The organism is Cupriavidus sp. FW305-27 (assembly GCF_058787995.1).
In genome coordinates this window covers 19,117-43,991 of record NZ_JBYTAG010000033.1, presented here as the reverse complement: position 1 = coordinate 43,991, position 24,875 = coordinate 19,117, and the positions used below count along the sequence as shown (strand labels likewise).

The 24,875-nt window shown below is 64.7% G+C and carries 21 protein-coding genes and 1 pseudogene; 8 read left to right on the top strand and 14 right to left on the bottom strand.

Going from position 1 to position 24,875, the window contains the following annotated elements:
* Positions 1-6: 6 nt before the first annotated feature.
* The 4 genes from AC3WRI_RS17335 to AC3WRI_RS17320 form a co-directional block, all read right to left on the bottom strand.
* Positions 7-1,143, bottom strand: coding sequence for a helix-turn-helix transcriptional regulator (locus AC3WRI_RS17335; RefSeq protein ID WP_492293674.1), 1,137 nt, complete (start codon positions 1,141-1,143; stop codon positions 7-9).
* Positions 1,144-1,335: 192 nt separating this feature from the next.
* Positions 1,336-2,109: a helix-turn-helix transcriptional regulator gene (locus AC3WRI_RS17330; RefSeq protein WP_439669649.1), complete on the bottom strand. Its 774-nt coding sequence runs from the start codon at positions 2,107-2,109 to the stop codon at positions 1,336-1,338.
* Positions 2,110-2,566: 457 nt separating this feature from the next.
* On the bottom strand, positions 2,567-3,880 hold the full coding sequence (locus AC3WRI_RS17325; protein WP_492293672.1) for a hypothetical protein: 1,314 nt from the start codon (positions 3,878-3,880) through the stop codon (positions 2,567-2,569).
* Positions 3,880-4,845: a LysR family transcriptional regulator gene (locus AC3WRI_RS17320; RefSeq protein ID WP_010812601.1), complete on the bottom strand. Its 966-nt coding sequence runs from the start codon at positions 4,843-4,845 to the stop codon at positions 3,880-3,882. Before AC3WRI_RS17320 ends, AC3WRI_RS17325 begins: the two co-directional genes overlap by 1 nt.
* A gap of 106 nt (positions 4,846-4,951) precedes the next feature.
* Here AC3WRI_RS17320 and AC3WRI_RS17315 point away from each other — a divergent pair, with 106 nt between their 5' ends.
* The 3 genes from AC3WRI_RS17315 to AC3WRI_RS17305 all read left to right on the top strand — a co-directional run bounded on the left by AC3WRI_RS17315 (position 4,952) and on the right by AC3WRI_RS17305 (position 8,383).
* A complete protein-coding gene (locus AC3WRI_RS17315; protein ID WP_010812600.1) occupies positions 4,952-5,932 on the top strand; it encodes an amidohydrolase family protein in 981 nt (326 codons plus the stop codon).
* A 31-nt stretch (positions 5,933-5,963) separates the two neighbouring features.
* Positions 5,964-6,932, top strand: a complete 969-nt coding sequence (locus AC3WRI_RS17310; RefSeq protein WP_010812599.1) for a Bug family tripartite tricarboxylate transporter substrate binding protein — start codon at positions 5,964-5,966, stop codon at positions 6,930-6,932.
* Positions 6,933-7,246: 314 nt separating this feature from the next.
* Positions 7,247-8,383, top strand: a complete 1,137-nt coding sequence (locus tag AC3WRI_RS17305; protein WP_492293691.1) for a zinc-binding dehydrogenase — start codon at positions 7,247-7,249, stop codon at positions 8,381-8,383.
* On the opposite strand, the gene AC3WRI_RS17300 is transcribed toward AC3WRI_RS17305, so the two are convergent.
* From AC3WRI_RS17300 to AC3WRI_RS17285, 4 genes are read right to left on the bottom strand one after another with little or no spacing between them, the layout of a single operon-like run.
* Entirely contained in the window at positions 8,320-8,628 is a 309-nt protein-coding gene (locus tag AC3WRI_RS17300; protein ID WP_231881480.1) for a DUF302 domain-containing protein, read from the bottom strand. The genes AC3WRI_RS17305 and AC3WRI_RS17300 overlap by 64 nt on opposite strands.
* A gap of 39 nt (positions 8,629-8,667) precedes the next feature.
* Positions 8,668-9,405 carry an ABC transporter substrate-binding protein gene (locus AC3WRI_RS17295; RefSeq protein ID WP_037025715.1) on the bottom strand — a complete coding sequence of 246 codons (738 nt, stop codon included), beginning with the start codon at positions 9,403-9,405 and terminating at the stop codon, positions 8,668-8,670.
* Positions 9,406-9,427: 22 nt separating this feature from the next.
* Positions 9,428-10,471 (bottom strand): Ldh family oxidoreductase, encoded by a 1,044-nt coding sequence (locus AC3WRI_RS17290; protein WP_439669651.1) that lies wholly within the window; start codon positions 10,469-10,471, stop codon positions 9,428-9,430.
* Between the two features lie 20 nt (positions 10,472-10,491).
* Positions 10,492-11,499 (bottom strand): Bug family tripartite tricarboxylate transporter substrate binding protein, encoded by a 1,008-nt coding sequence (locus tag AC3WRI_RS17285; RefSeq protein WP_011616501.1) that lies wholly within the window; start codon positions 11,497-11,499, stop codon positions 10,492-10,494.
* 113 nt (positions 11,500-11,612) lie between these two features.
* On the opposite strand from AC3WRI_RS17285, the gene AC3WRI_RS17280 reads away from it, so the two are divergent.
* Positions 11,613-12,509, top strand: coding sequence for a LysR family transcriptional regulator (locus tag AC3WRI_RS17280; protein WP_010812593.1), 897 nt, complete (start codon positions 11,613-11,615; stop codon positions 12,507-12,509).
* A gap of 106 nt (positions 12,510-12,615) precedes the next feature.
* Here AC3WRI_RS17280 and AC3WRI_RS17275 read toward each other — a convergent pair.
* A pseudogene (locus AC3WRI_RS17275) lies at positions 12,616-12,720 on the bottom strand (MBL fold metallo-hydrolase); the annotation flags it as partial.
* Positions 12,721-12,994: 274 nt separating this feature from the next.
* Entirely contained in the window at positions 12,995-13,948 is a 954-nt protein-coding gene (gene argC, locus AC3WRI_RS17270; RefSeq protein ID WP_011616502.1) for an N-acetyl-gamma-glutamyl-phosphate reductase, read from the bottom strand.
* A gap of 201 nt (positions 13,949-14,149) precedes the next feature.
* Between argC and AC3WRI_RS17265 the strand changes: the two genes are divergently transcribed.
* Both AC3WRI_RS17265 and AC3WRI_RS17260 read left to right on the top strand, forming a co-directional pair.
* A complete protein-coding gene (locus AC3WRI_RS17265) occupies positions 14,150-15,034 on the top strand; it encodes a LysR family transcriptional regulator (RefSeq protein ID WP_011616503.1) in 885 nt (294 codons plus the stop codon).
* 347 nt (positions 15,035-15,381) lie between these two features.
* Positions 15,382-15,546, top strand: a complete 165-nt coding sequence (locus tag AC3WRI_RS17260; protein WP_155737078.1) for a hypothetical protein — start codon at positions 15,382-15,384, stop codon at positions 15,544-15,546.
* 648 nt (positions 15,547-16,194) lie between these two features.
* On the opposite strand, the gene phaZ is transcribed toward AC3WRI_RS17260, so the two are convergent.
* Both phaZ and AC3WRI_RS17250 read right to left on the bottom strand, forming a co-directional pair.
* Positions 16,195-17,433: a polyhydroxyalkanoate depolymerase gene (phaZ, locus tag AC3WRI_RS17255; RefSeq protein ID WP_492293670.1), complete on the bottom strand. Its 1,239-nt coding sequence runs from the start codon at positions 17,431-17,433 to the stop codon at positions 16,195-16,197.
* Between the two features lie 335 nt (positions 17,434-17,768).
* Positions 17,769-18,656, bottom strand: coding sequence for a LysR substrate-binding domain-containing protein (locus tag AC3WRI_RS17250; RefSeq protein WP_010812588.1), 888 nt, complete (start codon positions 18,654-18,656; stop codon positions 17,769-17,771).
* A gap of 108 nt (positions 18,657-18,764) precedes the next feature.
* Here AC3WRI_RS17250 and AC3WRI_RS17245 point away from each other — a divergent pair, with 108 nt between their 5' ends.
* Positions 18,765-20,033, top strand: coding sequence for an MFS transporter (locus AC3WRI_RS17245; RefSeq protein ID WP_011616505.1), 1,269 nt, complete (start codon positions 18,765-18,767; stop codon positions 20,031-20,033).
* 193 nt (positions 20,034-20,226) lie between these two features.
* On the opposite strand, the gene AC3WRI_RS17240 is transcribed toward AC3WRI_RS17245, so the two are convergent.
* Positions 20,227-21,891: an ABC-F family ATP-binding cassette domain-containing protein gene (locus tag AC3WRI_RS17240; RefSeq protein WP_010812586.1), complete on the bottom strand. Its 1,665-nt coding sequence runs from the start codon at positions 21,889-21,891 to the stop codon at positions 20,227-20,229.
* A 300-nt stretch (positions 21,892-22,191) separates the two neighbouring features.
* On the bottom strand, positions 22,192-22,890 hold the full coding sequence (locus tag AC3WRI_RS17235) for a hydrolase (protein WP_010812585.1): 699 nt from the start codon (positions 22,888-22,890) through the stop codon (positions 22,192-22,194).
* A gap of 715 nt (positions 22,891-23,605) precedes the next feature.
* Here AC3WRI_RS17235 and AC3WRI_RS17230 point away from each other — a divergent pair.
* Complete coding sequence (locus AC3WRI_RS17230) at positions 23,606-24,874, top strand: patatin-like phospholipase family protein (protein WP_010812584.1); 1,269 nt, start codon at positions 23,606-23,608, stop codon at positions 24,872-24,874.
* Position 24,875: the final 1 nt, after the last annotated feature.

Sequence of the window (24,875 nt, the reverse complement as noted above, 5' to 3'; positions counted from 1 at the left end):
CCGTCATCAGCCAGGGCCCATGCACGCACCAAGTTCGCTCAGCAGGTGAGCGAGGCTGGCCTGGCTGCCGGTCTCGGTCTTGTTGAAGATCGCCTTGAGCTGGCTGCGGGCAGTCTCGTGGCGGATTCCGAGCCGCGCGCAGGCTTCGGGCAGCCCGATGCCCGCGGTGAGCACGGTCGCCAGTCGAACCTCGGATGCGGTGAGGCCATACAGTTCGCGTAGCACGCCCGCCAGCAGGGGCTGGGGCGGAGCAGCGCCGACCTCGCGGACTGCAACCAGGGCGGCGGGGCGCTGCCATCGGCTGGCCAGGCGATGGGCCGGCGGCAGCGGCAGCACGATGACGCTTGCGCTGTGCCCGCTATCGTCACGGGCATGCGCGGCCTGGGCCGGCATGGCCGCTTCAGGGCTGCAGGCCGCAGCCAGCATCTCCCGGAACGGCCGGCTCAGGCACCAGTCGTCATGGCACGCCCGGGCTCCGGGCTCACCCTGCTTGCCCGGCAACAGCCGCCTCACCCAGTGTTCGCCACGGGCATTGCTGAGCAGCACCTTGCCGTCGGGCGCGACGACGATCAGGCCAAAGGGGAGTCGTTCCAGCACTTGCGCAGACAGTTCACCGAGCATGGTGACGTCCAGCGTGCGCTCGCGCAGGCTCAGTGCCTGACGCAGGTGCGGGATGGCCCAGCCTAGCCGGCGCGCGTCGTCAGCGTGGAACGGTTGTTGTCCGAGCGGCTTTTGCAGCGACAAATAGATTTCGCGGTGCGGCTTGCGCTCGACCAGGCAGCCCATGACGGAACTCAGATTGAACCCGTGCATGAACTCGCTATAAAAGGGCAGCCGGCTCATATTTGCCAGGCCCAGGTCGCGCGAATCGATATACCAGTCACCCACCGCCATCTGGCGCGTGTATGTCCGCGACGGGTCCTCGGCCTGGTAGTGGTCGTTGTAGGCGTCGACCAGTTCCTGGTTCAGGGCATGGATCTCGCTGACCCGCAACCGCTGGCTGAGCGCGTCGAACTCCACCAGCGCGGCGTGCATGCTTTCACTGGCATCGCGCAGCAGGGCCAGGCTGGACTGCCAGGCGGTTTCGTCAAGGATGCCCTCGTACAGACCTCGTATGGTCTGATGCATCACTTCTTCTTTCATCGCGCTCCCCCTGGGCGCCTGCGCCGCGCACCTGCCGGGGGGGTTACCCCGCGCGGCCTGATTGCCCGCCTTGCTCTGTCTGACTTGTCCCCCATTCGGGGGGATAGAAGGACAATACGAGATCCGCCACGCCCGTACTTGCGGTTTCTTGCGAATAATTCTGGGGAGCAGGCTTGTGCGTCGGCTGTCAGGTCAGGCTTGCCTGGCCTGCACATGCGCATTGCGGCGGAAATCGCTTGGCGATGCCCCGCTGAACTTGCGGAAGGCAGCGAAGAATTGTGTGTAGGAATCGAACCCGCTTGCGGCCGCCACATCGGACAGGGACATATCGGGGTGGCGCCGTATCAGTTTGCGCGCATACTCGACGCGGCAACTCAGCACGTATTGCCAAAGGCTGACCTGGCGCGTCTTGCGGAACATCCGGCACAGGTGGAAGGGGCTGATATGAACCGCTGCGGCGATCGCGTCGATGGTGAGCGGCTGAGACAGGTGGGCGAGGATGAAATCGTCCAGCCGCGCCAGCGTGTGCCTGGACAAAAGACCCCGTTGCCGGGCTGCCAGAGCGCTTGCGTCCTGCCTCCCGCCGCCATAGAGGAGGCCCACGCGCAGGCTGATGGCCAGCAGCAAGGATTGGTCGAGCAGGCTTCCGCCCACGCTGCCGCCCCGGACATGGGCGTCCAGCGCCAGCACCAGTTGCACCAGGCCATTGTCGGCGCCGCCGGCGAAGTCCGAGCGCAGCTCGGGCGCGCTGCGTTCGTGCGTCTGTTCATGCGCCAGGACAACGGCATCGGGCCGCACGGAAAAATAGATGGCATCCAGCGGGGCTGACCAGGCGCTGGAAAGCGCATCGCCTGCGGCGCGAAAATAGACCTGGTTTGGCGCCATCGCCCCGTCCAGGCGCCGCCCGTTGACGTGCCAGCGGATCGCGACGGGATGCCGGCCGATCGGGACGGCCAGGCAGTGCACGGGCATGACCGTGGTGTCCAGGGCGCCGGCGGGCAGCAGGTGGCGCTCCAGTACAAAGCCGTCCCAGTGAGAAGTCGCGCTGCCATAGCGCGGCGTGGTAGGGATCGCTGGCATGGTGCCGCCGGCCGTTGTAGCCAGCAACTGGGTGCGTGGAGGAGTCTGGCCCATGGTTGGCGCGGGTCAACCCGCTCCCAACATCGCGGGCAAGGCGAGATATACGGTATTTTTCATCTTTTTGTACCGTCACCTTTCGCTACTGCCTTGGCGGCAGGTCGTGCGCTATGTGTGGAGCGAGTATATACAGCTTGTGGTCGCTTTAGCGGTTTGGTGGCGTTCCAGCAAACTGCCGCTTCCGACCCTGAGCAGCCTCTCGACTACTGCAGGGGGCGGCTTCGGCAGTCGAGGGGGCCGGGCCATGCAGCAAATTGCCAACAGTCTGGGCGGCCCGGTTTCGAGTTCAACCCTTCTTTTGCCGGATCAACTGCATCAGCTCCTCGCGGTCTGCTTCCAGAATGGACCGGACCGACGTTGAGGGCCGGCGCCTGGCTCGATCCATGAAGGCTTCCGGCAGGAAGTAGTCCGACAGCGCGTCCATGCGTTTCGGCCCGAGGCGGTTGCCCAACCACTCGGCCACATCGCTATCGAAGAACGGGAAGTTCTGCTTCGAAGGCCGATGCACGGCGATCGCCCTCAACTTCGTGGTGTTGATGATGTCTGATACGTCGCCGTCGAAGCTGAGCACCTCCGCCACATAGAAGTCCACGTGAGGAGCCTGGTCAGGAGTGACGGAGGTCAAGGCATCCAGGGCGCGAGGAATGTACATGTCCCAAGCGCAGTTTCTGATCAGCGCGAGGGGATCGGCATGGTTCTGGATGGAATTGAGCTTCCTGGAGATCCTTGATCGGTTGCTGCGCAGCAGGATGTCACCGCAGACGATCAGCTCCCGTAGCATGATTGTGGACAGTTCTTCGTGCATGTACTCGACCAACTGCGCCAGCTTGTGCTCCTTGGCCTTGTTGGAACTCAGCTCGATGATCTGGCTCCGAACCAGGATCGCCTCCATCAGATCGAGCTGGTCCTCCAGGCCGGCGAAAAGCCCAGCCTTCAGGTTCCGTTCGAATTCCGCCATCAGGCCGGTGGCAAAATTCTCTGCACTCTCACGGAACTCCGCGCGGAAGCGCCGACCCCATTCCGCAGTCAGCTTGCTGCCGGAGGACGACAGCGCATGGATCGCGGCTACTGACTCTTTGCATCTGGCGACCGTCTCATCGTTCCAGGACCGGAGCGCCTCCCACAGATACAGATAGGGGTTGAGCTGTTGCAGCCTTGGTCCGATCTGGTTGATCAGATCAGCCCGGTTCAACGCTTCCGGAGACGGGTTGTCCTGGTAGGCGATCTTGCGAATATAGGTGGCCGCATTGGAGTCTACGAACATGGCCGAGCCGCCGTGAAAGCCCATTTGCCCGGATTGCGAGACAAATGGCGCGTCCATCAGCCATAGCGATTTCCCGCGGAATACAGACGTCGCAACGCCGGCGGGGCCTAGTGTCCGATCCAGCAGCTTGATGGATCCGGCGTTGCTCTCCTCCGCAAAGATGATCTGCCATTCCTCCAAGGCGGCCGCGTTCTTCTCGAACCGGCGGTGGGCTTCCAGCGCATTGGGAGCCGAACAGATTTCCTGCACCAGTTGCTGGTCGGAGAGTTGTTGGGACGGTGTTGGTTCGGGAGATGCGGACATTGGGGAGGTCGGGAAGAGGTGACTGGCGGTCATCAGAACCGTTCCTTGCACAGAGTCTTCAGCGTGCGCACAAAAGTCGCCATGGTAGGTGAGTCACCCGCACCCTGGCGCCGGTAAAGCGCCACCGGCGGCAGCGGCCACTCCAGGTCGCAGGGCACGCTGGCTACGTGCGCGCGGGTGGACAGATCGTGCGCCACGTCGGCAGGCACGATGGCCACCATCGACGGGTTGCGCTCGATCATGCGGCCGACGATCTTGAGCGAATGGGTTTCGATGGCCGGCACCGGTGGCTCTTCGCCCACGTGCAGGAACAGGTCCAGCACCGAGGCACCCAGCGCCGTTCCCGCGGGCGGCAGGACCCAGTCCATGGTGGCGAGCTCGTGCCAGTCCAGCGCGCGCTTGCCCAGATGCCTGGCAGTCTTGAGGTGGCACACCAGCGCAGGGCGCTGGCGGAACAGGATGTCGCAGCGCAGGTCACGCACCTGTGCCGCGCCGCGCGCGCGTGCCACCACGCCTTCGAGCCTGTGCTCGCGAAGCAGCGCCAGCAGGCGGTCGCTACTGGCTTCCTCCACCGAGAACACGAACGGCCCGACCTGCTCGCGTGTGTGCGAGAGCGTGTCGCACAGCAACTGGCCGGACAGGTAGTGGATCACGCCGATGCTGAGCCGCTCGGTGAAGCCCAGGCGGGCTGCGGCCATGTCGTTGGCCCAGTCCTGCAGGTCGACCAGCAGGCGCGATGCGCGCGAGATCGCGATGCGCCCCACCGGCGTGGGCGTGACGCCACCGCGTTGCCGCGTGAACAGAGCCGTGCCCATCATGGATTCGACCTCGGCCAGCATCTGCGTCAAGTAGGGCTGGGTCACCCCCCATTCCTGCGCCACGCGGGAAAGCGAGCCGTACTCGCTCAGCGCGACCAGCAGGTTGAGCTGGCGCGCCTTCAGGCGTGAGCGCATGCGGCCCAGCGTTTCAAGGGCCAGGGCGGTGAGTCGGTCGGGCATAAGTATTTACTTATCCTGGTATCAAGATATCTGCCAATACGTTTATGCCAGATCACTACAGTAGTGTCTAGACATCCGTCACTCACACACCACAGGAGCCCCCTAGATGCCTGTCATCGATGTCCACACCCACATCTTCACAAAGCCCTGGCTGGAGCTGCTCAAGCGCAAGGGCGGCCTCTACAACATCCAGCAGCGCCCCGACGGCCAGCACGAGGTATTCCGTGGCGACACGCCCGTGGTCATCCCACAGAAAGGACACTTCGACTACGATCTGCGCATCCAGCACATGGACGCGGCCGGCATCGATATCTCAGTCATGTCGCTGACTTGCCCCAATGTGTTCTGGGGCGACGAGGAAACCAGCTGCGAAGCGGCGCGCGAATCCAACGATTCGCTGGCGCAGGCGCAGGCCGATCACCCGAGCCGGCTGCGTTGGTTCACGTCGCTGCCGTGGGAATACCCGCAGCGCGCGCTCGACGAGCTCAAGCGCACCTGCGACAACGGTGCGAGCGGCGTCATGGTGCTGGCCAACATCGCCGGCCGCAGCCTGACCGACCCGGCCTTCGCACCCATCTGGGCCGAAATCGACCGCCGCGCGCTGCCGGTGCTGGTGCACCCCACCGACCCGCCGGGCGCCGACCTGATGGACATGACCAAGTTCGACCTGAGCTGGTCGGTGGGCTTCATGTTCGACACCACGCTCGCCATCACGCGCATGATCTTCGAGGGCTTCTTCGACCAATACCCCAACCTCAAGATCATCGCCTCGCATGCGGGCGGTGCGTTGCCCTACCTGGCCGGCCGTTTCGGGAAGGGCCACGAGGTCGAAATCCCCCAGCGGCGCAAGATGCAGCGCACGCCCATCGACTACCTGCGCCACATCCACTACGACTGCATCTCGTACAGTCCGGCTTCGCTGGAGTTCCTGATCTCGGTCGTCGGCGCCGACCGGGTGATGTTCGGCACCGACTGGCCGCACCAGGTTCACGACACGCGCGGGTCCTTCGCCAATACCGAGCGGCTGTCCGCCGCGCAGCGCGACGCCGTGCGTTCGGGCAATGCCATGCGAGTATTCGGTTTCTGATCGACTTCGGCTGACCAAGGAGACTCTCAGCATGTTGAAGCGACGCGTTTTCAATCGGGTGGCTGCAACCATGGCGCTGGCCGCCGCGCTGCCCATGGGCGCCCTTGCCCAGGACAAGCCCCCCCTCAAGCTGCTGGTCGGCTTCGCGCCCGGCGGCTCGGTCGATGTCGTGGCGCGGCTGCTGGCCGAGCGCCTGCGCCTGCCGCTCGGCCAGCAGGTGATCGTCGAGAACAAGCCCGGAGCCGGCGGTCGCCTGGTGCTTGGGGAAGCAAAGCGCGCGCCGGCCGACGGCAACACGCTGGTCATTTCACCCAGCGGCGCGTTGGTGATCTCGCCATGGCTCTACCACCTCAACTACGACCCGGTGAAGGACTTCACGCCCATCGCGCGCGTGGTGACCTTCGACTTCGCGGTGACGGCGGGTCCGGCGGCGCCGGCCGGCGACATCCGCGCGGTGCTGAACTGGCTCAAGGCCAACCCGGCCCGCGCCAACTACGGCACTTCGGGCGCAGGCACCGTGCCGCACTTTGCGGGCGTGCTGCTGTCGCAGGCCTCAGGCGTGCCGCTCACGCACGTTGCCTACAAGGGCGGCGCGCCGGCAGTGTCCGATCTGCTGGGCGGACAGATTCCCATCATGGTGGACACGATATCGGAGACGATCGAGCATCACCGCGCGGGCCGCCTGCGCATCCTCGCGGTCACGGGTAACGCGCGATCGCCGGCGCTGCCCGACGTGGCCACGCTCAAGGAGTCCGGAATCGACGCCACAGCTGAGGCCTTCGTCGGCCTGTTCGCCCCGGCAGGCCTGCCGGCCGACAAGGTCAAGCGCCTGTCCGACGCGATCGCCGAAGTGCTCAAGGCGCCCGATCTCCAGGCGCGCATCCGCGAGATCGGCCTGAATGCGAACTACGCCGGCCCGCAGCAACTCGGCGAGACCCAGGTCGCCGACCTCAGGCGCTGGGAGCGGCCCATCAAGGCATCGGGCTACAAGGCCGAATGATGTTGCCGCCGTGCAGCATGCAGGGGCTGGCCGCGCTCGTGGGCCGGCCGGTCCCGCACAGGCGGGTCAATCGTTTCCTTCAGTCCGAGTCGAGCCGGCGACTGGAACGTAAAGCGCAACAGGGCTGACCGCCAGGTGATTGGCATATCCACCGTTATCAGTGCGATGCATGATGGCCTGTCGGCCGACGCATGACCTGAATTTCCGGCCCAGTACGGCATTCGCAGGAACTTGCTACATTGCTGACTGCTGGCGAAAACAGCCCCCTGCTGCTGCCGCGCTCACCGCAAACCGACAGACCAAGGAGACATCGAATGCACACCGCACTTCAACTTCGTTCGCAAATCAAGAGCAGCGGTGAACTCGAGCTGTCGCTAGACAGCATCGACACGCCGCACCCTGGTCCGGATGAAGTGCTCATCCGCATTGAAGCCTCCCCCCTCAACCCGTCCGATCTCGGCCTGCTGTTCGGTGCGGCCGACATGAGCACGGCCAAGGCCAGCGGCACGGCAGAGCGCCCCATCGTCACCGCGCGCGTTCCGGAAGGCGCGATGCGCAGCATGGCGGGCCGCCTGGATGCGTCCATGCCGGTTGGCAATGAGGGCGCGGGCGTGGTCGTCGATGCAGGCTCGTCCCCTGCGGCGCAAGCCTTGATGGGCAAGACCGTGGCTGCCATCGGCGGCGCGATGTACGCGCAGTACCGCTGCATTTCCGCGGACCAGTGCCTGGTCCTGCCCGAAGGCGCCACGCCTGCTGACGGCGCGTCGTCATTCGTCAACCCACTCACCGCACTGGGCATGGTCGAGACCATGCGCCTCGAAGGACATAGCGCCCTGGTGCACACCGCCGCGGCCTCCAACCTGGGCCAGATGCTCAATCAGATCTGTCTCAAGGATGGCATCAAGTTGGTGAACATCGTGCGCAAGCAAGAGCAGGCGGACCTGCTCAAGGCACAAGGCGCGGTCCACGTCTGCAACGCCGCGTCGCCCACGTTCATGCAGGACCTCACCGAAGCACTCGTCGCCACTGGCGCAACGATCGCGTTCGACGCCACGGGCGGCGGCAAGCTCGGCGGCCAGATCCTCACCTGCATGGAAGCGGCCTTGAACAAGACGGCCCGCGAATACAGCCGCTATGGCTCGACCACCCACAAGCAGGTCTATCTCTACGGCGGCCTGGACACAAGCCCGACCGAGTTCAACCGCAACTTCGGCATGGCGTGGGGCATGGGCGGCTGGCTGCTGTTCCCGTTTCTGCAGAAGATCGGGCGCGAGCGGGCCAACGCGCTGAAGCAACGCGTGATGGCGGAGCTGAAGACCACCTTTGCCAGCCACTACTCGAAAGAGATCTCGCTGGCCGAGGTGCTGGACCTGGACGTGATCGCCGTCTACAACAAGCGCGCGACGGGGGAGAAGTACCTGATCAACCCGAACAAGGGCCTGGCCGGATAAATCACCGTGGGGCGCCTTGCGCGCCCACCCGTGTCAAGAATCAGCCGCTGCGCCACAGCCGGCGGCGCGGCGCTGCCGGCCGGCAATGGGAGGGCGCTTTCCAGTTCCGCGGCGGTGTGGCAGCTCATCCAGGTGCTGCCCTGGCAGTCATCGCGCACCAGCACGCGCAGGGGCAAGTCCAGCGCAACGCTGGGTGCGGCGAGCATCAATGGCGTTCCCCGCCTGGCGTTGTCATAGATCAGCACCTGCGTCGCCGGCATTGCCAGCCCGGCGTTGCGTGCAGGCTATGATTTTGCGGGCGCGACGGACGCGCCCTCGATTCCGTGACGCCTGAGAGCGTCCGAAACGAAGCAGGAGGCCTTCATCTGCTCGACGAACCGCCGTAGCCATTCCACGGCTTCAGCGCTGCGGGCTATGGGGAGGCCCATGGCTTGCTGTATGACCATAAACCGGCCCGGCAACAACCTCAGGCCCGCAGTGCGCTTGGCATCTGCTTCCAATTGCTGTCGCACCCCTGCAGCCACGTCCGCGCTTTGCTCCAGGAATGTTTGCACAACGGCCGGGGACGTCGGCGCGCGCACGATGTGTGCATGTTGCAGCGTACGAGTGAGATAAAGATCGTAGGCGCTCCCTTTTCCTACCACGACACGGCGTCCGGCAAGATCGACCTCTTCGTTGGCCTTGACGGTGGATTCCTCCTTCACCAAATACGCGCCTTCGATCAGCACGTAGGGTTCGGAGAATGCGATGCCGGCCCCCCGGACCGGGTCGACGGCAAAGAATCCGAAGTCCGCCTGTTCGGCCGTGACGGCATCGACCGACTTCCCCGCTGAGTCAAATACGACAAGCTCAAGCGGAACACCCAGGCAACTGGCAAGCTCACGGGCGAGGTCCACTGAAACGCCGAATGGATTGCCGCCGGCATCGAGGTTTGCCAGGATAGGGTTGCCTACGTTGATGGATGCGCGAAGGATTCCCGTCGGCGCAAGCTCCGCTGCGAGCCTTGCATATTGACTTGTCATGATGCTTCCGGCGTGTGCCATTTCAGTTCGTCTTTGCGTTGGCATGTCGATCCAGTAGCGCCTTCACCGCTGGATCCATGGCAATGCCCTTTTCGCGCTGACGCGCCAGCTTGTCGAGTTCGATCTCTCCGGGAACAATGACAGGCTTGCCAGGCTCCGCGGGTGCGCTACCGTGGAGGATCGCCGCAAAGTCTTGCATGCGGGCAGCCAGCCATTGGGCCGATCCCAGTCGCCGGGTATCAACCAGGATAAAGAAATGGCCCAGGTTCTGGGGCTGGTCGGGTGCATCGACCCACGACTTGACGTGAGTCAGGTACGCCGCATCCGACAGCAGTCCTGCGAAAAGATCGACCATCAGTGCCAGTCCATAGCCCTTGTGCCCGCCAATCGGAAGCAGGAAGCCATCGAGGGCAGCCTTGGGATCGGTGGTCCGTCGTCCTTGCGCGTCGGTAGCCCATGAATCCGGGATGGATTGTCCTGCCTTGAGCGCATTGCGAATCTTGGCGCGTGCGGCGACGCTCATGGCCATGTCCAGCAGGAAGTGGCGGCCGTCATGCCCCGGTACGCCGAAACCCAGCGGGCTGTTGCCCAGGCGTGCGTCGCTTCCACCCCATGGCGCGATGGTCGTCGTGGCGTTGCTGCCAATCATGCTGGCGAATCCTGCTTCCGCCGCAATGTAGCTGTACGGTGAAACTGGCCCGAAATGATTGCTGCCCCGGACGAAGGCCATGCCGATGCCGAATTCTTCGGCGACTTCCATGGCGGCGCGCAGCGCCTTCATGCCAGCGAGCGGGCCGACTGCGTTGCCACCATCGACCTTCACCAGCGCCGGCGCGGCGTGCTCGACTGTAATGGTGGGGCGTGCCGAGATACCGCCGGACTGGAGCCGTTCGCCATAGGATTCAATGCGAGACAGTCCATGGGTGCTGAGCCCGAAGAGGTCTGCAAGTACCAGGATGTCAATGACATCGATGGCGTCCCCTTCGGTCAGGCCCAGGCCCTGGAACGCGCGCACTCCGAGCTGGCGGAGTTCGGCTTCGGATACAGTGATTCGATCTTGTTGCATGCTGGATATTCTCGGAAGACTTAGTTTGCCTGGATTCCCGCGCTGCGGATGACGGTGCCCCAGCGTTGTTGCTCGGCACGAATGAATGACGCAAATTCGGCGCTGCCCGCGCCGACAGGCGTGCTTGCGTCCTCGGCAAGTCGTTGTCGCACCAGTGGGGTGGCCAGGGCCTTGACTGCCTCGGCATGCAGGCGGCTGACCACCGGCGTTGGCGTGCGCGCTGGCGCCATCAGCCCAAACCATTGCGAGCTTTCAAATCCCGGGTAGCCTTCCTCGGCAATGGTGGGAACGTTGGGAATCGGCGCGAGGCGCTGTGACGATCCAACGGCGAGGATGCGCAGCTTGCCCGCCTTGGCGTGTTGCAGGATCCCCGCCAGGCCCGCCGATGCGGCGTCGATGTTTCCGGCGAGCAAGTCGGAAATCTGGGCGCCGGTGCCCTTGTATGGCACGTGCACAAGATCGATATGCGCAGTCTGCTTGAGCATCTCGAAGGCAACGTTGCCAGCGCTTCCGTTGCCCGCCGATCCATAGGTCATGGCACCAGGCTTCGTCTTGGCTTGGGCGATGAATGCCTTGATGGAATCGCTATGGACGGTAGGCCCCACCGCGAACACCATCGGCACTTTCGCCAGCAAAGTCACCGGCGTGAAGTCCTTCAGAGGATCGTAGGGAAGCTTGCGCATCATGGCGGGATTGACGGCAAGCGTGCCAACGTGGCCGAGAACCAGTGTGTATCCGTCAGGCGCTGCGCGTGCGGTCTCCTGCATGGCGATGACACCCTGGCCGCCGCCCTTGTTGTCCACCACGATCTGTTGGCCCAGATTCTTCGACATCTCTGCCGCGATGACGCGGGCAATGGCGTCCGAGCTTCCGCCGGGCCCATACGGGACAATCAGCCGGATCGGCCTGGCGGGTGTCCAGGTCTGCGCCTGTGCGGGAATCAGTGCAGTGGCTAGCGGGATCGCGAGGGCGGCTAGGGCGTTACGGCGCGACATGCGCCGTAACGGCTCTTGTACTTTGTTGGGCATTGTGTCTCCTGCTTGGTCAGGACAGTGTTTCGTTCCATCCATAGGGCGAATGATCACGCTGACCGGATTCCAGTGTAAAGTGCAAAGATCACAAGTATTCTTGCGTAAGACACATGAATTTCGATTTGGCGGACTTGCGAGCGTTCCTGGCCGTAGCCGATCTGGGCAGCTTCAAGGCGGCATCCGATGCGATGTTCCTGTCGCAGTCGGCACTGTCGCGTCGCGTCGATAAACTGGAAGAAGCGCTTGGCGTCGCGCTGTTCACGCGGACCACCCGGAAAGTCGAATTGACTACCCTGGGCCGCATGTTTGTGCACAAGGCGCGAAACGTCATCAACGAGCTGGAAGAGGCCATGCTCGGCATCCAGACCGTTGCCGATCGGCTGTCGGGCGAGGTGACGCTTGCATGCGTACCGTCTGCGGTCGGGCATTTCCTGCCCTCTGTCGTGGGGCCGTATCACGAGCGCTATCCGGGGATACGGATCCGCATCATTGACGAGTCTTCCGGGGATGTCCTTCTCGCGGTCACGCGCGGCGATGCGGATTTCGGCCTGACCTATATCGGGACGCAGGAGCCTGACATCGATTTTTGCCCCTTGATTGAAGAGGCGTTCGTTGTCGCCTGTCGCAAGGGGCATCCGCTGGCGACGCGAAGAAGCGTCAAATGGAAAGACCTTGAAGGCTTTGACTACATTACGCTCGCGCAAGGCAGCGGCAACCGCTTCCTGATCGACCAGGCCCTTGCGCGGCTGCCGGTAAGACCGCGATGGTACTGCGAGGTAAATCATGTTCCCGCCTTGGTAAGCCTGGTCCAGGCCGACCTGGGAATCGGTGTTGTGCCTCGAATGGCTTTGCCGCCGAAGTCCAGCAGTGGTCTGCTTGCGATCCCGCTGACTGACCCAGTGATAACTCGAACGTTGGGATTGATCTCGCGACGAGGACGCCCGTTGGCGCCGGCCGCTCAGTTTCTCTTTGACATGCTTATCCGAAGAGGAACAGCGAAACCCTAGGCGCGTGGCACGAAGTTACTGCCGTGTCAGTGACCACCGGTGTCAGAGCACCCATGGTCACTCGGGAAGGAAGCGATGATCGACCGAGAATGGCCGACCCAGGCTCGTCCGGGCGCAGTTTGGCCTTGACGCCATCCACGTTCAGGCCCCCGACGTGATCCATGTGCATATGCGTAATCACGATGTCGGTGACCGCAGCCAGGCCTCGACCGTCGCACGTCTTGTGCAACCATCGTTGCAACCGGTTGTAGGCAGCGGGGGCGAACGCCAGTAGCATCGCGAAGGCCCTCAGTATGTTGACCGAACGGCAACAATTGCTCCTGCGTCAGTACGAGCGCATGTGGAAATATCACGAACGCATCCACGCCATGCGTGGCATGCGGATTCACAGACGCGCCGAATCACGCGTGATTGACCCGATCGCACCAGGCGGGCCGGAAGCCGGGAAGCTGCCGGCCCGCTTCTTATTTCGAGCTGGGTAGGCTTCAGGCGGCCCGGTGAACCTCCGCCGCCACCCCGGCCAGCATGAGGTCGAGGTTCTGCACTGCCGCCCCCGAAGCACCCTTGCCGAGGTTGTCGAACACCGCTGCCAACAGCACTTGCCCGTGCTCGCAGTTGGCGAACACGCCCAGGCGCAGGTCGTTGGTGCCGTTCAGTGCCTGCGGGTCGAGGTGAGTAGCGGCGGCCGATTCGGCTAGCGGCATCACCTCGACATGGCGGGCGTTGGCGTAGTGGTCGAGCAGGCAGGCGTGCAGCCTGCCGACGTCCGTGCCGGGTGCCAGCAGGTCCAACTCCAGCGCCACCGTCAGTACGATACCTTGCCGGAAGGCGCCGTAGGCCGGCACGAAGGCGGGGCGCCGTGCCAGGCCCGCGTGCTGCCGGATTTCAGGCGTGTGCTTGTGCGCCAGGTCCAGGCCGTAGACCTGGAAGGGCAGGGCCCGGGTGGCCTCCGGTCCCTCGTAGGTATCGACGGCGATGCGGCCGCCACCCGAATAACCCGACACCGCATGGATGGCGATGGGGTAGTCGTGCGGCAGCAGGCCGGCCTCCGCCAGGGGGCGCAACAGGCCGATCGCCCCGGTGGGATAGCAGCCCGGATTGCTGACGCGCAGCGCGCCCGCGATGCGCTGCGCCTGGCCGGCGGTCATCTCGGGAAAGCCGTAGGTCCAGCCGGGCTGCGTGCGGTGTGCCGAACTGGCGTCGATCACACGCACCGCAGGGTTGACGATGGACGCCACCGCCTCGCGTGCGGCGGAGTCCGGCAGGCACAGGATGGCGATGTCGCAGCCGTTGATGGCGTCGGCGCGGGCGCGCGCATCCTTGCGCTGGCCGGCGGGCAGTGTCAGCAGGCGCAGATCGTCGCGTCCGCGCAGGCGCTCGTGGATCTGAAGGCCGGTGGTGCCCTGGTCGCCGTCGATGAAAACAAGAGGGTAGCGCATGGGATGGATCCTTGGCAGTGGCGTGAAAGTGGCGGCCCCGGCCGGTTCAGCATCAGCTCTGCGTTGGTGCGGCCGGTACAGGAAGCGCCATCTTGCGCCACCGGCTAGAATCGAAGAAGTTGAATTTCATGACGATGAAATTCACGTTTCCTGAACGATATTCCTCGTCAGCAGATACGCCCTTAACCGGAGTGCCGCCCCATGCGCGAGATCAGCCTGGACCGCCTGCGTACCCTCGTCGCCATCGCCGATCTGGGTTCCTTCGCCGAAGCCGCGCGCGCGTTGCACCTGGCTCCGCCCACCGTCAGCCTTCACATTGCCGAGCTGGAAGCCCGTGTCGGTGCGCAACTGCTGACGCGCAGGCGCGGTGAGGTGCGTCCGTCGTCCATTGGCGAGACCCTGGTCGATCGCGCCCGCCGCCTGCTGGCCGATGCCGACCTTGCGCTGGACGACGTGCAGCGTCAGGTGCAGGGGTTGACCGGCCGCGTGCGCCTCGGCGCCTCGACCGGGGCCATCGCCCACCTGCTGCCGCAGGCGCTGGCCATGCTGGCGGAGCGGCATCCCGACATCGACGTGCAGGTGGCCGTGCTTACCTCGGAGGAGACGCTGGCGCGGCTGGCCGCCGGCACGCTGGAGATCGGTCTGGTGGCACTGCCACAGGCGCGCGTGGCGGGGCTGACCATCCGCCCTTGGCGGCGCGATCCGGTACGGGCTTTCCTGCCAGCGAGCTGGCCCTGCCCGGCGCGCATCACGCCGGCCTGGCTGGCAACGCGCCCGCTGATCCTCAATGACGGCACCACGCGCCTGTCGCGCCTGACCGCCGAGTGGTTCGCCAGCGGTGGCCACAGGCCGGCGCCGCGGATTCAGCTCAACTACAACGACGCCATCAAGAGCCTGGTGGCGGCCGGCTATGGCGCGGCCCTGCTGCCACACGAGGTCACCACGCCGGCGCCGGATGCGCGCATAGTGATGCGGCCGCTGCGGCCGGCGTTGTGGCGGCGACTGGGGTTGGCGCACAGCGGGGAGCGGGTAGAACGCGCCACGGAATACGTACGGGAGGCCCTGTGGGCGCTGCGGGCGGGATAGTGCCGTTGGCCACACGTCGGCCGGCGGCTGTGCGCGGCGCCGCCACGCGTTGATCGTGTCCTCGATTGCATTGATGGAGACATTTGCCGCGCCTGTCTGCATGTTGCGGTCATGGGCCCCTCACTGGTGAGCGCCCCAAGCTCAGCGCCCATGGGGCTGCTAGCGACGGGCGGCATAAGCGCCGTGCAGTTTCGGACTAGAATCCTCTGAGGAGGTGTCAGTCATGTCAGCTATCAAGCGCATCGATCCGGGCCATTCCGCCCATCAGGCCGCGCCGCACAGGACCCCCCGCTACCCTGCGGAGCACGTCACGCTGACGGCTGGCTCCAGGAAGAGGCTACGCCCCAGTGTGCCGCATCGAAAGGTCGGGCGCGGCAAGGTCGGCGTCGGCGGCAAGTAGGGACCTGCAGCGGCTGGTCGGCTTCGCGCCCGGCGGCTCGGTCGATGGGCCGGCCGGTCCCGTACAGGCACTCGATCACTTCTTCACGATCGAAGTACGCGCCGGCGCGTGACGTTCAGTTCGTTGCCATAGTCTGTGTCGGCATCAGCGATCACCGGTACCACTACCGACTGCGCGATGACGCGTGAACAAGCTGGGCGTGGGGCAGATCACGCACGATGTGTCGTCGGCGCCGGAGGGTCAGCGTCATTCTTGAACTCGCGTGCACCCTCATCGCACGCCGGCGCGGAGCAGAGTTTGCAGCTACTTGAGCGCTATTGGGTTCGCAGGCTTGTGTTTACAGCGCGAGCGTCTACCGTGAAAGGCGATCCCACAGGAAAGGAGACAGCAATGAAAAAGCTAGCTTTCCTCGCCGCCCTTTCGCTAACGGCCGTTGCGGCGTGGGCGCAGGGCGGTCGCTACGGTTCGCCTCCAACACCGGGGACTGACACTGGCAGGCGCGCGGAGCCAACTGTGCAGGCCGCCAGCGGAGCTTCCGGCGAGAGTGCCAAGAAAGACAAGAGCGAAGCGCACGGCAAGGTTGACCGCAGCAAGGGGCGTGCCGGCGGCCAAGGCGCTTCCGCCGCGGCAACGCGTGGCCGTCCTGCATCGGCGCCCGAGAGCCAGCCCTGAGCTGGCCACCGCGAGTTCTTGTTCCCCAATAGGGATTGCACAACCCTTGACTGGGTGATCGCTTGCGCCTGCCCGCGGGCAGGCGATGCTAAGTATCGTGCCCGGTCAGATCGCGGATGCGGGGGTAGACGTCGGTGCACCAGCGAGGCCCGCAGAACAGATCATAGTGGCCGCACTGGCGGGCCGTGAGGTGCCGCTTGTCGCATGCGGCGATGCCTTGGCACAGATCGTGCGCGGCCTGCGTCTGGCCCCGGCCGGAAATCTCATCCTGTTCGCCCTCGATGGTCAGCAGTGCGGTGGTACGGATGTCCTGTGGCCGTACTGCCTCGCCCCGCACCTGCCAGCTGCCGCGCGCCAACTGAAATTCCTGGAACACGAGCTGGATGGTGTCCAGGTAAAACTCGGCCGCCATGTCGAGCACCGCGTGGTAGGCATCGCAGGCACGCCGGTGCTCCTTGGCACGCACGGGGTCGCAGCGAACGAGATCCAGGCAATAGTCCCAATAAGCCTCCCCCAGACGTTCTGGCTGTGCCGCCGCCAAGCCGGCAAGTTGCAGAAAGCTTGGGCACACCTTGCGTCCGGCACCCGGGTAGGGCTGCGGTACCGCATAGATCAGGTTACGCTGAAACCACGCGAGAGAGTGGCGCGCGGCCAGACGTCCGAGTGCAGTCGGGCTGCGGCGTGCATCGACCGGGCCGCCCACCAGGATGAGGCTCCTGGGCGTCGGCTCACCCGCGCTCGCCAACAGGGAAACCGCAGCCAGCGCTGGCACGGTGGCCTGACAGATGGCCAGCACATGTAGCGGTTCCGCCCCGATCCGACGGATAAAGGCCTGCAGGTGGGCCACCTGGTCATCGAGGTGGAACGGTCCTTCGGCCATCGGCACGCGACGCGCATCGTTCCAATCCGTCACATACACGACATGCTCGGGCAGCAAGGCCTGCACGACTTCACGCAGCATGACGGCATGATGGCCCGCCAGCGGCGCACAGACCAGCACCGGCGGCGTCGGTGCGGTGCAAGGGTCAAGCGCGCCCATGTCGGGTGCGAAGCGCAGCAGCCGGCAAAACGGCCCTTCCACGATGACCTGCTCAGCCACCGCGATGACGTGGCCGTCGCGCCGGATGGCGGTGATGATGCCAAACGACGGCTTCTCGCAGGTCCTGCCGAGCCGGTAGAGCATCTCATAGCCAGCAGCAAAGCACGATGCGCCCGGGACATACGCGAAGGGGCTGGCCGGATCGATGAACGCATTTGCTGCGCTCGCCGCCCATGCGGTGAATGGCGCGAGCAGCGCGCGCTGATACTCGACGAGCTGGTACAGCATGAAGACTCCCGTAGGAACGCGCACAAGATTCCGGCTGGCAATGACATCCGCGCTGTGTTGCTCACGGCGATGGGCATGCTGCCGGGGTCGATGTGCCTCTCCATGGCAACAGGTGTCACCGCGGGGGGGAACGTGCAGTCATAAACACGGGCCAGGATTTCACTATATGTCGGACAGGCCTTGCTGCAACGCCAAACATCAAGCGCCGCGCCGCTGGCGGGGCCCGCTTGCTTGCGACCCCGTACCGGTCTTCCGCATCCTGTTACGTGAACGGCCGGAATTCGATGGTTCACCGCCGATCCGATAGGGCGTGACCAGCCATCCCGCCGCCGCCATCACACTGGACGCAACGCCTCAAGCATGATGTCAGCCAGGCGCTGCGATACCTCGGACGCGGGTCCCGGCGCGCGCAGCAGCATCAGGGGCATCTTGCCGAGCGGCGGCAATCCTTCGGCAGCCCCAAGTTGCCGCAGCGATGCCGGCAAGCCGTAGGGCGTGCGGACCACCAACCCAAGTCCGGCTGCCGCGGCGGCCCACAGGCCACCAAGGTTGGGGCTGGTGAACGAGACGCGCCAGGGGATTCCGGCGCGGTCCAATGCCGCCGTGGCGGCATCGTGGAAATGGCAGGGCCGGTCGAACGCCGCCAGCGGTATCGGCTGGCCGGGCTCGATGTGCCACGGCAGCGCAGCCGGTCCGACCCAGCACATCGGCGGTTCGCCGACCACGGCGATATCGGCGCCGGGCTCTCTTGCCGTCCGAGCGCCATCCGCGCCGCCCCAGACCAGCGCGAGATCCAGCGTCCGCGCCTGGATGCGGGCGAACAAATCGTGATTGCGCGCCACCATGGCTTCGACCCGGACCTTCGGATGCGCTCGCGCAAACCGCCCCAACACCTCCGGCAGCATTGCCTCGCCGAACTCTTCCTGCAGTCCCAATCGCACGCCGCCGGACAGGTCCACCCCTTTCACGGCCGCGGCAGCTTCGTCGTTCAGGGCAACGATTCTGCGCGCGTAGCCAAGCAGCAGACTCCCCGCCTCGGTAAGTTCCAGGGTCCGGCCGGCCTTGCGAAACAGCGGCGTGCCTGCCATGTCCTCGAGCTTGTGAATCTGCGCACTGACGGCCGAAGTGGAGCGCCCGACCTGCTCCGCAGCGCGCGCGAAGCTGCCCAGGTCGATGCCGGCGATCAAGCTGCGCAGCGCGGCAATATCAAGATTCGACGTCATGGCAATCGTGCGGAAAAACGAAACAATTGGTCCCAAACTTTCTGATTTTCAAGACGAATATTGGTTGCAATACTGACGCCCTGTCAACAGCCTTATCGGAGGGCCGTCGTGGCCGAGTCCGTCTGTTTTGCCCGCCCTGGTGGCAATTCCCTCGCGGCTTCCGCCGCTTCGCATCGCTGGAAAGTGTTGGGCGTCGGCGTTGCCGCGAACGCCAGCTTCATCGCTGCCGCCAACGGGTTGCCCGCCACCGCGGTGTGGCTGCGCAGCGCCTATCAGATCGACAACGGGGGGCTTGGCCTGCTGCTTGGTGCGTTGGGCATCGGCGCCGCGTTGTCCGAACTGCCGTGGGGCGCAGCGGCCGACCGGTGGGGCGACCGTCGCGTCCTGCTGTACGGGCTCGGCGCCACCGCTCTCATACTGGCGGTGATGGCACTGTTCCTGGCCCCAAGGCCGGATCGCGTGCCGTCCTTGCCGGTGGCGATGGCCTGCATGGCGCTGCTGGGACTGGCGGGCGGCAGCGTCAACGGGGCCAGCGGGCGGGCGGTGATGCGATGGTTCGCCGACGGCGAGCGCGGCCTGGCGATGAGTATCCGCCAGACGGCGGTGCCCCTCGGCGGCGGGCTAGGGGCGCTCGTGTTGCCGTGGCTGGCCTTTGCCATGGGCTTTCGCTGGGTGTACGCAGTCCTGGCCGCGTTCTGCCTTGCCTCTGCCTGGCTGACCTGGCGATGGCTGCACGAACCCACGCATCTCGCTGCCCCCGCGTCGGCACGACGCCATGCGCATGACAATGCCAGCCCGTTGCGCAGCCTGCGGGTCTGGCGCATTGCGTTGGCCATCGGCATCCTGTGCGCGCCCCAGTTCGCGGTCTTGAGCTTCGCCTCGGTGTTCCTGCACGATGCGGCCCATGTGGCTGTGTCGGGCATCGCCGCCACCCTTTGCGCTGTGCAGCTCGGCGCGATGGCGATGCGGATCTGGAGCGGCCGCCATACCGATCGGCGTGGCAACCGCCGTGCATGGCTGCGCCATTGCACGCTGATCGCCGCGCTGATGTTCGTGCCGCTGGCCCTCTGCGCGGCGGTCGGGCAGGGTGTTCCTGCGACGCTGACCATGGTCGCGGTCGTGCTGGCTGGCATCGCGGTTTCGGCCTGGCATGGGGTTGCCTACACCGAACTGGCGACGCAGGCGGGCGCGGAGCGGGCGGGTACGGCCCTCGGACTGGCCAATACGCTGGTCTTCGCCGCGTACTTCGCTGCCCCTGCGGCGATTCCGCTACTGCTCGATAGCGGCGGCTGGGCCGGCGTCTGGCTCCTGGCCGGGGCCTGCGCGGCGACGGCGTGGCCGCTTTTTCCCCGGGCTGGCGATGGTCCCGGCAACTGACTGACGTTTCCAGTCACTGCTTCGACCGGCGAGCAGCTTCCCATTAATAGGCATGCGCAGGGTTCTGAAAAGGAGAACCACTGCGACGGGATTTCGGAACTCGCCATATCAATCACGAGGCGCTCAATGGCGACCTTCGCGCTGAATCCTGTAAAGCTCATGCCTGGGTCCCACCATTTCAGGCGATGACCTTCTACACTGCGGCAGGCTGCTCGCGCAGGCGACGGGCTTCGTCGCGCAGGAACTGCTGGTAATCGTCCAGATCGCCGTCGAAGGGCTCGACGCCGCCCTTGGTGACCAGCCAGAACTCATCGCATACGGCGCGCAGCAGGGCCCGGTCGTGACTGACCAGCATCACTGTGCCTTCGAATTCGTTGAGCGCCATGCCTAGCGCTTCGCGGGTGGCCAGGTCGAGGTGGTTGGTAGGCTCGTCGAGCAGCAGCAGGTTGGGACGCTGCCACACGATCATGCACAACACGAGCCGCGCCTTCTCGCCGCCGCTCATCGTGCTAACCGCCTGATGGACCATGTCGCCACTGAAGTTGAAGGTGCCGAGGAAGGTGCGAAGGGATTGTTCGGTGCCACTCTGGCCGGGAGCGCGCATGTGCGCCGGCGTGTCCTTGGCAAGGCGGATCATGTGCTCCATCGGCGTGTCGAGCGGGCGCAGCACGTCGAGTTCCTGCTGTGCGAAGTAGCCGATATTCAGGCCTTTGCCTTCGCTGATTTCGCCGGCAATCGGTGCCAGCGCGTGCGCCACCGTCTTCACCAGCGTGGACTTTCCTTGGCCGTTGGCACCGAGAATGCCGATGCGCTGCCCGGCCAGCACGGAACGGTTGATGCCCCGCACGATGATCGTGGGCGGCGTGCCCGGCAGTGCGCCGGTCGGCGCCGGGTAGCCAAAGCTCGCGTCCAGCATCGACAACAGCGGGTTCGGGACGTTGAGCGGCTCCTTGAACTCGAAGTTGAACTCTGCGTCGGCAAGTACCGGTGCGATCTTCTCCATGCGTTCGAGCGCCTTGACCCGGCTCTGCGCCTGCTTCGCCTTCGAGGCCTTGGCCTTGAAACGGTCGATGAATTTCTGCAGGTGGGCGATCTTGTCCGCCTGCCTGGCCAGCGCGGCCTGCTGCAATACGAGTTGCTCAGCGCGCATGTCTTCGAATTTGCTGTAGTTGCCGCCATAACGCACGAGCTTGGCGTTGTCGACGTGCACCGTCACCTGCGTCACCGCATCGAGGAATTCGCGGTCGTGGCTGATCACTACCAGGGTTCCCTGATAGCGCTTGAGCCAGGCTTCCAGCCAGACCAGCGCGTCGAGGTCGAGGTGATTGGTCGGCTCGTCGAGCAGCAGCAGGTCGGACGGGCACATGAGCGCGCGCGCCAGTTGCAGTCGCATGCGCCAGCCGCCGGAGAAACTGTTGACCGGCTGACTAAGCTGCGCAGCACTGAAGCCAAGGCCGAGGATCAGCGCTTGGGCACGCGCGGGGGCATCGTGTGCACCGGCGTCGTGCAGGGCCATGTAGGCGTGCGCCATGCGCATGCCGTCGTCGCTGACCTCGGCGGCGGCTACTTCGGCCTGCGCGGCCAACAGCACGGTATCACCCTCGACTACGAAGTCGGTCGCGCTCTGCCCGGTCTCCGGCATCTCCTGCGCGACCTGGCCCATCTTCCATGCAGCGGGAATCGAGAACTCACCGCTGTCTTCGTGTAGCGTCCCGTTGAGAAGGCCGAAGAAGGATGACTTGCCGGCGCCATTGCGGCCGACAAGACCAATCTTTTCGCCGGGGTTGAAGGTGACGGACGCGCGGTCGAGTACGACATTGACGCCGCGGCGCAGCGTGACATTACGGACGGAAATCATAGGGAGCTACTTCAGAGAGGATTCGCATGATAGCCGACCGGATGTGCAGGGCTGTAGTCTGATGCGTTGACGTTTGCGCTCATGGCTGAGATCCATCCTGTAGCGGGGGCATGCCCGCGGGGGAGGGTTTCCCCCGCGGAGGGGACGATCATGCGATCAGCGCGTTGGCGACGATCGCTGCCGCCGCTACGCTGGACGTGCTGATGGCCAGCCAGCATCCCAGCAGGAAGGCGCCGTTGGCCACGCTTCGACCTGGAATCATCTTGTGTGCTCCGAGGGATGGCTGGTGGCGGACATGCATCAGCGCTCGATGACCGGTGCGTGCACGGGAGCCAGCGATTCGTGCGTGGTTGCCGTGCGTTGCGCGGCTTTGTGGACCATCGTATAGGCATAGTCGACCCCCATGCCATAGGCGCCCGAGTGCTCCTTGACCACGGCCATCACGTCGTCGTACGTCTCGCGGTTCTTCCAGTCGCGTTGCCATTCCAGCATGACCTGTTGCCAGGTCACGGGCACCACGCCTGCCTGGACCATGCGCTGCATGGCGTAGTCATGAGCTTCCTTGGTCGTGCCGCCCGAAGCGTCGGCCACCATATAGATCTCGTAGTCGCCCTCAAGCATTGCGCACAACGCGAAGGTAGTGTTGCAGACCTCGGTCCACAGGCCGGCCACGACGATTTTCTTGCGGCCATTGGCGGCCAGCGCGTCGCGCACCTTCTGGTCGTCCCAGGAGTTCATCGAGGTGCGTTCGAGCGTTTGCTTGCCGGGGAAGACGTCGAGCAGTTCGGGGTAGGTATAGCCGGAGAATGAATCGCTCTCGACCGTGGTGATGGTGGTCGGCACATCGAAGATCTTCGCTGCCTTGGCCAGGCCCACGACGTTGTTCTTCATGGTCTGGCGGTCCATCGACTGCACACCAAAAGCCATCTGGGGCTGGTGGTCGATGATGATCAGTTGGCTGTTGCGCGGGGTCAGGACTTCCAGCTTGGCGTTCGACATGCTGCTCTCTCCGATGAAATTTATTCAATGATCTTGAGTTCTCGTTGGGCGGCGCTTTGTTCGCTGTGTTGCGTTGTCGTGCCGTCCATGTGACGAACTATAGCGGAGGAAAGTGCGGAGGCAGTCAGCCAGAGTTGTAAGTATTATTCAAAAAATTTGATTAAATCGGGACATGTACGACCCTGGCTCCGGTGGGCGTTTGGTTCCTGAAGCCCGCGAGCGTGGCGGGCTCCGACATGAAGGAGATCGAAAATGACCGCCAGCGGCGCGGCACCAGGCGAACCAGGCAAGCCCGGTCGAGTTAGCATTCAGTATCTGATTGATCTTCGTCCGCCCTCCGACTTTCTCCCGACGCTACTCAGGCGCCATCTGCGGGTCGCGCGGCCCCATGGCGATGCCGTAAGATTCCGAGGGAGCCGGACACACCGGATCCTGGCGCCAACGAAGCTCGACCTTCCCTTCCCGCGGGCCGCCACCACGCCGAGCACCTTTCTGACCTAGTCCAATGTGGAAGTTTCGACATGACCAGACTCTTTGCCGCAAGAGCAGCCTGCCTTGGCGAGTTGGGGAGGCAGGGAGAGAGCGGCACGCCCGCGGCAGGGCCTGCCACGCTCTGATGCTGCTTCTGCTTGCGGGACTCAGTGCCTGTGGGTCGCTTTCTCACAATGCTCCGCGCAATCTGCCTCAGGCAGCGGCTGGCAGCGCATCCGCGACCATGCGCGAACCCACCGACGTCGTTGGCCCGACAACCGTCGCCATGTCGTTCTCTGGCGGTGGCACGCGAGCCGCAGCTTTCGCCTTCGGCGCGCTGCAGGGGCTCGACGCCATGAGAGGTCCCGGGGGCGCGTCCCTGCTCGACGACGTCTCATTTATCAGCAGCGTGTCCGGAGGCTCCATCACCGCGGCGTACTACGGTCTGCACGGCAAGGCCAGCCTGGCGACCTTTCGATCAGTGCTCTTGAAGGACGGAGAGGCGGGACTTCGCTTCAGTCTCCTGAATCCGGTCAACCTTGCGCGCCTCTTCGCGGGAGGCCTCAACAATCGGGAAGATCTCCAGACATGGCTCGACGAAGACGTGTTCAAGGGCGCGACGTTCGCCGACATGTTCCGCCGCGGCAAGCCGCTCGTCTGGATCAACGCCACGAACGTCTACTACCGGGTCGCGTTCCCGTTCAGCCAGCTGGCATTCGATGCGCTATGCAGTGATCTCGCGAGCTTTCCCGTTTCCGAGGCCGTCGCCGCATCCATGGCGGTCCCGCTCTTCTTCGCACCGATCGTCCTTCAAAAATATCCCGAGGCTTGCAGTACACCGCTGCCGAACCTTGACCACGCCCAGAGGCCCGGGCAATCGCTGCTGCTTGGCGCGTTGGCAACCGCCGTTCGCGGTCACCGGGACACTTCGAAGGGAAAGTACATCAAGCTGGTCGACGGTGGGGTGACCGACAACTACGGCCTGGCCACAATTTTGCAATCGCGCCTGCTGCTGGGCACGGCTTACGGTCCCATGAGCGAGAACGACGCGATCAATGTGCGGCGGCTACTCTTCATCGTTGTTGACGCCGGTCAGGGCCCGCGCGGCGATTGGAACCAAAGCCCGGGTGGCCCATCCGGAATCGAAGTCGCAAGCGCAGCCATCGACGCGGGAATGGCGACCAGCGTTCGAATGACCTATGACGCCTTCGTTCCCATGATGCAACGGTGGCGCGATGATCTCGTGGCGTATCGGTGTGCGCTGCCGCATTCCCGGCAGCAGGAGATCGCTGCACGCCGCCCAGGCTGGCGGTGCAATGAAGTCGAATTCTTCGTCACGCGGATCTCGTTTGAGGCCCTCGACAAGGAGCGAGCTGCAAGCCTGAACGATCTGCCGACCAGGCTTCGACTGCCCGAGAAGGACGTCGATCGCCTGATCGAAGCGGGAAGGGATGTCATCCTTGGCAACCCGGTGATCCGCGAGTTCGAGCGCGAATCGACCGAGGCGCGATAGT

Bases quoted from the DNA above. Each gene is read 5' to 3' on its own strand.
- AC3WRI_RS17335 (WP_492293674.1), bottom strand. From the start codon at position 1,143: ATGAAAGAAGAAGTGATGCATCAGACCATACGAGGTCTGTACGAGGGC.
- AC3WRI_RS17325 (WP_492293672.1), bottom strand. From the start codon at position 3,880: ATGACCGCCAGTCACCTCTTCCCGACCTCCCCAATGTCCGCATCTCCC.
- AC3WRI_RS17320 (WP_010812601.1), bottom strand. From the start codon at position 4,845: ATGCCCGACCGACTCACCGCCCTGGCCCTTGAAACGCTGGGCCGCATG.
- AC3WRI_RS17315 (WP_010812600.1), top strand. From the start codon at position 4,952: ATGCCTGTCATCGATGTCCACACCCACATCTTCACAAAGCCCTGGCTG.
- AC3WRI_RS17310 (WP_010812599.1), top strand. From the start codon at position 5,964: ATGTTGAAGCGACGCGTTTTCAATCGGGTGGCTGCAACCATGGCGCTG.
- AC3WRI_RS17305 (WP_492293691.1), top strand. From the start codon at position 7,247: ATGCACACCGCACTTCAACTTCGTTCGCAAATCAAGAGCAGCGGTGAA.
- AC3WRI_RS17295 (WP_037025715.1), bottom strand. From the start codon at position 9,405: ATGACAAGTCAATATGCAAGGCTCGCAGCGGAGCTTGCGCCGACGGGA.
- AC3WRI_RS17290 (WP_439669651.1), bottom strand. From the start codon at position 10,471: ATGCAACAAGATCGAATCACTGTATCCGAAGCCGAACTCCGCCAGCTC.
- AC3WRI_RS17285 (WP_011616501.1), bottom strand. From the start codon at position 11,499: ATGCCCAACAAAGTACAAGAGCCGTTACGGCGCATGTCGCGCCGTAAC.
- AC3WRI_RS17280 (WP_010812593.1), top strand. From the start codon at position 11,613: ATGAATTTCGATTTGGCGGACTTGCGAGCGTTCCTGGCCGTAGCCGAT.
- argC (WP_011616502.1), bottom strand. From the start codon at position 13,948: ATGCGCTACCCTCTTGTTTTCATCGACGGCGACCAGGGCACCACCGGC.
- AC3WRI_RS17265 (WP_011616503.1), top strand. From the start codon at position 14,150: ATGCGCGAGATCAGCCTGGACCGCCTGCGTACCCTCGTCGCCATCGCC.
- phaZ (WP_492293670.1), bottom strand. From the start codon at position 17,433: ATGCTGTACCAGCTCGTCGAGTATCAGCGCGCGCTGCTCGCGCCATTC.
- AC3WRI_RS17250 (WP_010812588.1), bottom strand. From the start codon at position 18,656: ATGACGTCGAATCTTGATATTGCCGCGCTGCGCAGCTTGATCGCCGGC.
- AC3WRI_RS17240 (WP_010812586.1), bottom strand. From the start codon at position 21,891: ATGATTTCCGTCCGTAATGTCACGCTGCGCCGCGGCGTCAATGTCGTA.
- AC3WRI_RS17235 (WP_010812585.1), bottom strand. From the start codon at position 22,890: ATGTCGAACGCCAAGCTGGAAGTCCTGACCCCGCGCAACAGCCAACTG.
- AC3WRI_RS17230 (WP_010812584.1), top strand. From the start codon at position 23,606: ATGCGCGAACCCACCGACGTCGTTGGCCCGACAACCGTCGCCATGTCG.